Raw genomic sequence first — 2038 nt, forward strand, 5'->3', positions numbered from 1 at the left:
GAGCGCGATCACCCGTGCCGCACCCATTGCCAGCGAGACCATAACGGCTGCGGTGCCGTAGGCACCAGTCGCGCCGGAGACCACCAGTGTCTCGCCCGCCATGAGCCGGCCTCGCAACAGTCCGCCGAACGGCACGATGCAGCGCATCGTCATGGCGAGTTGGACGGCATTCAATTGCGGCAGGTCGTCGGCGGCCGTCACTGCGCTTGCCGGAAACGACGCGTATTCAGCGAGTGTTCCGTCCGGCCAGTCCGCCTGCATAAGATGTGCGGCCGGTCCGTTAGCCGTGACACCAATCAGTATTTCGGCGGGATCCTGAACATTTTCCTGGGCGACAAAATGCGAGGAGAGAACGACGCGCTGTCCCGGTGTCAGATGCCACACACCGGGCCCTGTCGCGTGTACATAGCCCACACCGTTTCCACCGGGAATAAAAGGCCGGTCCGGTGTGTGATAGATCGGCAGCTTACCTTCTATGTACTCCTTCATATATGACATCAGCGACGATGTCTCGACGCGCACCACGACGCCGCCAGCCCGCGCTTGCGGAACGGGTTGATCGGTCAGGCGGAGCGAACCACCCAGACGCTCAAGTTGCCATGCTTTCACAAGCTTCTCCTTGATGGCGTTTGGGATCGTGCCTCGCCTGCGCGTTGCCGAACGGGCTTTCCCTCGCCGTTTCAGTGATGACATGATCGCGCTGACGACCAATGCTGGCTATAATCAAAACGGCGTATTTCTTATTCGATCGTACATTTATGGACGCGTTGTCGGACGTACTCTCGATGCTGCGTGTGAGCAGCGCGCTGTCGTCGCGCTTCGAAGGCTGCGGCGCATGGGCCTTCCGCTTCCCGGCATATCGGCATGTCAAATTCGGCGGCGTACTTGAGGGCCGCTTCTTTTTGTGGATCGAAGGGTCCGGGGAACCGCTCGCCCTGCAAGAGGGCGATTTCTACATGCTCACGGATGGTCAGCCATTCTGTTCCGCGAGTGTTCTGGACCGGCAACCCATTGATGGACCCGCCACCTACCGGTCGATTCGCGGCAGCGATGGCGTGGTCCGTTATCAGGGCGACGGCCAGGAGGAGCACGTCTGTCTTGCGAGCGGTCGCTTTACCTTCGAAAACGATGTCACAGACCTGTTGCTCAGGCACTTGCCACCGCTAATCCATCTGCGTGCAGCGGATCTCGGCACGCACGCCTTATCCAGCGTGCTCGATTTGTTGAAGTGGGAAACGAGCGACCTTCACGCGGGCGCCGATGTGGCGCGTAGCAGCCTCGCAGCGTTTGTACTGGTTCATGTGCTGCGCGTCTACCTCGCCTCGACCCGCCAACCCGAAGGTTGGCTCCGTGCGCTGGCCGACCCCAAAATTGGCAGCGCGCTGTCGATGATCCATGCGAAGCCATGCGAACGCTGGACGGTTGAGAGCCTCGCATCGGCCGTGGGTATGTCGCGCACCGCGTTCGCCCAGCGGTTCAGGCGTCAGGTGGGCAGCGCGCCCGTCGAGTACCTCGCGCAGTGGCGAATGACAATCGCGCGCTCCGCGTTGAAGCACTCGGAGGAGTCGCTGACGGAGATTGCTGAGCGCATCGGTTACCTGTCGGACACAGCGTTCAGTATTGCATTCAAGCGGTGCACAGGGCTCAGCCCCGGTCGGTTTCGCGCGGATTGCCGCGCAGGGTCGTAGCGCAGGTGACGGCGCTGAGTGCGCCATTTCTGGCGGGAAGCCGCGGTTCCCAATCTTCGCCGGCAGTGGACGATGGAAGCGCTGCGCATTTCGGCGACGGGGAGCTTTGAGACCACAGCACCTACAGGCACCTGCTATGACTCACGCAGACGCCAGCAATGTAGCGGCCCAATCCGCAAACACCCTCACCTTGGTGCTGTATCTTCGGCTCGGCGGATACGCGATATAGACCTCGAGCGGGTCCGGTTGCCATCGCGCGAGAATGGGGATAAGTCTCTTTTGCTCGATGAACGGGCGAACCATAAAGTCTAATGTGTGGACGATCCCCAAACCAGCCAGTGCAGTTGCAA

General features: G+C 61.0%; 3 protein-coding genes. 1 reads left to right on the forward strand and 2 read right to left on the reverse strand.

What is annotated here, in order from left to right:
• On the reverse strand, positions 1-609 hold a 609-nt coding region (locus tag M0954_RS14370), incomplete at its 3' end, for an alcohol dehydrogenase catalytic domain-containing protein (RefSeq protein ID WP_297353887.1).
• A 149-nt stretch (positions 610-758) separates the two neighbouring features.
• Between M0954_RS14370 and M0954_RS14375 the strand changes: the two genes are divergently transcribed.
• A complete protein-coding gene (locus M0954_RS14375) occupies positions 759-1688 on the forward strand; it encodes an AraC family transcriptional regulator (protein ID WP_297353888.1) in 930 nt (309 codons plus the stop codon).
• 141 nt (positions 1689-1829) lie between these two features.
• Here M0954_RS14375 and M0954_RS14380 read toward each other — a convergent pair.
• The coding region (locus M0954_RS14380; protein ID WP_297353890.1) for a LysR substrate-binding domain-containing protein at positions 1830-2038 on the reverse strand (209 nt) is incomplete at its 5' end.

The sequence above is a fragment of the Paraburkholderia sp. genome (assembly GCF_026225065.1).
GTDB lineage: Bacteria > Pseudomonadota > Gammaproteobacteria > Burkholderiales > Burkholderiaceae > Paraburkholderia.

Coding starts and splice junctions, on each gene's coding strand:
- M0954_RS14375 (WP_297353888.1), top strand. CDS start 759: ATGGACGCGTTGTCGGACGTACTCTCGATGCTGCGTGTGAGCAGCGCG.